The sequence below is a fragment of the Helicobacter suis genome (genome assembly GCF_902196135.1).
GTDB classification, from domain to species: domain Bacteria; phylum Campylobacterota; class Campylobacteria; order Campylobacterales; family Helicobacteraceae; genus Helicobacter; species Helicobacter suis_A.
Window position 1 is genome coordinate 1 of record NZ_CABIKE010000024.1, and the last position, 4,486, is coordinate 4,486.

The 4,486-nt window shown below is 40.5% G+C and carries 4 protein-coding genes; all 4 read right to left on the reverse strand.

Features of this window, described 5'->3' with window-relative positions; all coding sequences use genetic code 11:
* Window positions 1-202 precede the first annotated feature (202 nt).
* From G6Q06_RS08660 to G6Q06_RS08120, 4 genes are read right to left on the reverse strand one after another with little or no spacing between them, the layout of a single operon-like run.
* Entirely contained in the window at window positions 203-991 is a 789-nt protein-coding gene (locus G6Q06_RS08660; protein WP_240329366.1) for a hypothetical protein, read from the reverse strand.
* Between the two features lie 10 nt (window positions 992-1,001).
* Window positions 1,002-1,823 carry a hypothetical protein gene (locus G6Q06_RS08110; RefSeq protein WP_163566281.1) on the reverse strand — a complete coding sequence of 274 codons (822 nt, stop codon included), beginning with the start codon at window positions 1,821-1,823 and terminating at the stop codon, window positions 1,002-1,004.
* A complete protein-coding gene (locus G6Q06_RS08115) occupies window positions 1,823-2,908 on the reverse strand; it encodes a hypothetical protein (RefSeq protein WP_163566282.1) in 1,086 nt (361 codons plus the stop codon). The genes G6Q06_RS08110 and G6Q06_RS08115 overlap by 1 nt, the downstream gene beginning before the upstream one ends.
* Entirely contained in the window at window positions 2,908-3,867 is a 960-nt protein-coding gene (locus G6Q06_RS08120; RefSeq protein WP_163565315.1) for a hypothetical protein, read from the reverse strand. The genes G6Q06_RS08115 and G6Q06_RS08120 overlap by 1 nt, the downstream gene beginning before the upstream one ends.
* Window positions 3,868-4,486 lie beyond the last annotated feature (619 nt).

Genomic DNA, 4,486 nt, shown 5'->3' on the forward strand with positions numbered 1-4,486 from the left:
GTGTGGAGCTCTACTAATTGCTAACACCGCCTTTTTGTGTGTGCCACTTGTAGATTTTATCCATAGCTATGGGTTTTTAACTTTAGCCTATCATACTCAAGTTATCTAAGCCTAAGATTATCAAGCACTATTTTAGCACTTTGCTAGCCCCGCCCCTTTCCTCTTTTTAGCCCTCTTGTGTGCTTTAGTGGTGTTTTTTGGATTAATCGCCTTGTGTGGGGTTTACAAGTTCTTTTAGCTGTTCTTCTGCCTCTTGTTCCTCTGTAGCGGGGGCGTTAGCAATTTCTAAAAGCTCCTCTGTGCTCATCTCTGTATAATCGTTTTTGACTTCCTGCACTTTTAAGATCACTTCTTTACCATACAGGCTAATTTTTAGATCAGCAAACATCTTGGCCACTTTCTCAGCCGCTGCAATAATCACCGGGTTACCTTTTGCATTGTGCAAATCATGTTTAACCATTTTAAGCAATTCCTCTTTTGCAATAATGGCCGCCATTAGCATTTGCTTATTAATGAATTGTAGATTCATCGCTTTTAGTAGCAATTCATCGCTACTTTCTTCAGCGATGCATTCAAGAATGATCGGGTCTATTTTGATATGGCTAAGGTTTTGTTTGATAGTTTCTTTAATGTGATCTTTTTTAGCATGCAGAAGCGATCCAATCTTATGGTTTGTCATCTCATCATTAAGCACTTCAGCTTGAATATCTTTAGTAGCCTGCCCAGCTCTCCAAGTGCTAGCCCAGCGTCTCACATCCGGGATTTTACAATTAAATTTTCTAGCCAACTCCTCAATGCTACAGCCCTTAGTTTCATAGTAGGCCTGCATTTGCGCCTTTAGCTTGTTTTGCCATTTATCCCATTTTTCTGTTTGGATCAAAAATTTAATTTCTTTTTGGGGCACTTGGTATTTAGCCATAAGGCTAGCAATACTCACGCCGTGTTGCTCATAATCTGTTCTGAGTGCTTGTTTAGTTTCAGGGTCTAACATGGTTTAACCTTTAGCTAGGATTTGTTCCTTTTACATCTTGTTCTTGTGTGGGGTTTTCTGTGGGGGGTTGTGGGCTTTGTGTAGCGCTTTCTGTGGGGGTTTGTGGGCTTTGTGTAGCGCTTTCTGTGGGCACTTGTGGGCTATCTTGTTTATCTGTAGTGGGCGCTGTATCTGTAGCTTTTTCAAACACCTTTAGCAATTCAGGATCAAAGGGCACACCGCCGTTACTCTCTAAACTATAAATGCTTAATTGATAGCCCGTTTTAGCGCCATTATCTAAGAAGTCTACCTTAATACTTTCACCGGGTCTAAGAGTGGTTACAAAGCTGCTACTTTGGCCTTGTGCAACGGGGCGGGTGTATTTATTCAGTTCAGCGCCCCATTGCCAATTATTCCAGCTAAAGCGGTAGGTTCTGTAAACTGTGCTTTCGCGTCCCGATCCATAACTATATTCTCTAGCGATCCAAACATTAAGTAGTTGATCCTCTCCATGTAGCATGGATCGCGCGCGTGCCCAGCTATCGGTATATTGGCTGCCGTCAAATTCTGCCTCATGGTAGTTAAACCACCCCGTATGCCTAATTGTTTTAGCACTCCCCGCCCCGCCTAAAATAATCATGTCAATATTTAGCCTTGTAGTATACACGCGCACACTACAGCCCCTACTGCCTTCATTCCAAAAGCTCGCTTGTCCTTCCACAAATTTATGATCTTCAAAAGAGTAGTTAGTATCCCCACAACACCCGGTGATACTTACCAATATATCTATTGCCTCTTGTGTGGTATTCACATACTCGTAATTTTCTTTTCTTAATTCATCTACTATTTTCATTAATTAACCTTAGTTGGGATTTGTGGATAACCTAATTTATCATAAGCCTTAATATCAATCTTGCCCCCGTTTTCATTGACATACTTAACTTTGTTTTGGTGCTCCATTAGCTTAAGATACACACTACCCGGCACTTTCCCCCCTAAAGCTTTAACTTGATCGATTTGTTGTAAAAGCCGCGTTAAATGGATATTTTGTAATTCTGCAATTCTAGCGCTATTTTCTCTTGCACTTCTAAAGGCAATATCTGCACTTTCTCTAGCGTCATTAACCGCTTGGTTAGTGATCTTACCGTTAGTTGCGCTTCTTGCTACGCTATAGATATAACGATTAATGGCATTTTGGGTTTGGGCATTATCCGGGCTTAGGCTAAATAATCCGCCCGTTTTGTGGTTTAGAATGCGCTTAACCCCATTGATAAACCCGCTATTATCCTGCACCTTATGCATAATATTATCGCCTAAATCTAGCGCCTGCAAAGTCTCATACACCGCATTCACCGCTTGGGTTCTATTAGCGATCTTTTGGTTTAACTCTAAACTGCCATTTAAAGCCACATTTAGATTAATGCCTAGATTTTTAGCGATCAAATAATCAAAGGCACTTAGATTTCTATTAGCAATCTTTTGATCTAAATCTTTAATGCCTGTAGTGGGGCGGGGTTTAGTCGTCTGTTCCTCACTCAAGCTACTTTGATTAGCGTTTTGATCTAGCAAGTATTGGTTAAAGTCTAGTGGCTTATCTTGGCTTCTTGTATCTTCCCCCTCTAAAGTTTGGTTATTTGCCGCTGCATTTGCTCCTAGCATAGTGCTAGCTTTAGTTGTGTTTTGGATAAACTCTTTAGCCTTTTGCGCGCCTTGTTCTGCGGCTTCTTTAACTGCCTCCTGCCCTTGTTCTATAAATTCTTTAACCGCCGGCTGTCCTTGATTGATAAATTCTTTAACGGCTTGTTGGCCTTGATCGCTTAATTCTTTAGCCTTGAGCGCGCCCTCTTTAGCCACTTGCTCTACTGCTTGATCTGCCCCCTCACTTGCCCCCTTACCTAGTTGTTTAGCAAAATCTGTTATTTGGTTAAATAATCCCATTAGTTCACCTCATAAGCTTTAGTATTCATGTTGCGCTCCTCAATCACCCCGCTTTTGATTAAGGCATCTTCGGCCATTTTGCGCCTAATATCTAGCACAAACTGCCAATCGGATAAGTATTGGTGTTCTAGCTGCATACTTTGATCCTGCAAGATTTTAAGCGCGTGTTGTTCTAGGATACTTAAACTATAGGCTAGGGTCTCAAATTGCCTTGTGGCTAGGCTTTTGCTATAGTTTTTTAACTCAGCTGTAGCTAATTGGGCAAACTGATCTTTAAATTCCTTGTTGTGATCTAAATAATCTTGAATACTTCTTTCTAATAACTCAGGCTGTAAAAAGCTTAAATCTGCATTTGCTACAGCTTGTTCTACAATGGGTTTAAGGAGTGTTTCTAACGGCTCATTAGCCTTAATCTCAAGCTTGTTTAGCACATCTGCTATCTGTTTATCTGTGCTGATCTGTTTATTTACCACAAACTCCATACACTCTTTTAGGGCATTTTCTACACCACTTTGAAGCGCGCTTAAGTGCACTTGTTCAAATTCTCTTTCTAACTTGCCCATTAAGCTAGTTTGCATAGCCTCTAAGATAGCTTCTTTAGTGGAGTTATCTATTAGGGGTTCATTTAGGATTTGTTCCTTTAAATCCTGCTTTAAACTTTCCTCTATCTTAGGCATTTGCTTTTCTAGTTGGCCTTTAAGCACATTGATCACGCCCTCTATTTGGGTGTTTAAAGAAGGTTTAAGCGCTTCATAATGGGTATTAATTTCTTTAGCTATGGCTTTTTCCAACTCTGCCTTTTCTAGGCGTGTGTTGAGTTGCTTTTCTAGTTCGGATTTGGTGCAAGTTTTCACATATTCTTGTAATTCAGTCTTAGCTAGGTCTAAAATTGCGTTATTGCGTTTTTTAGTTTCCTCTAGTTGATCTAATAATTCGTGGATTTTATTATAAAGCTCCATGCTAACCCTTTGTTTTAAAGTTTAAACTATTTTATCCCCTATTTTAGGGCTTTTCAAGGGTTAGACTTTGGCTTTAGCCGCTTTTGCTAGGTTAAAGGTTTTGGGGCTTAGTAGTAGTCAAGAGCTCTTGATCACCTGCAAAAAGTGCCTATTTTAGGGCTTTTCTAGTAGTGTTTTTCACAGCTAGAGCTCTGCACACACCTAAACCCGCGCAAAATAGGCATTTATTAGGGTGTGTGGAGCTCTACTAATTGCCAACACCGCCTTTTTGTGTGTGCTACTTGTAGATTTTATCCATAGTTATGGATTTTTAACCTTAGCCTATCCTACTCAAGCTATCTAAGCCTAATACTATAAGCTTAAATCTCTCTTTTTTAAGCCCCCTTTAGCCCCCCCACTCTTGCCCTTTTCCTCTTTTTGGCTCTCTCTTTGTGTTAGAGTGTTATTGTGGCACTTGCGGGGGCTTTAAGCGGCGTTATTTGGGGGCTGTTAGGGCGGGTTGTTGTGCGGGCTTAATCTCTTTAGTGCAAAACTCTAAATCTTTTTCAAGTCTTTCAGTATAGATCAACAACTCTTTCAGATAATCTATAAAGTGCAAACTCTTAGGCGGTCTTTCTGG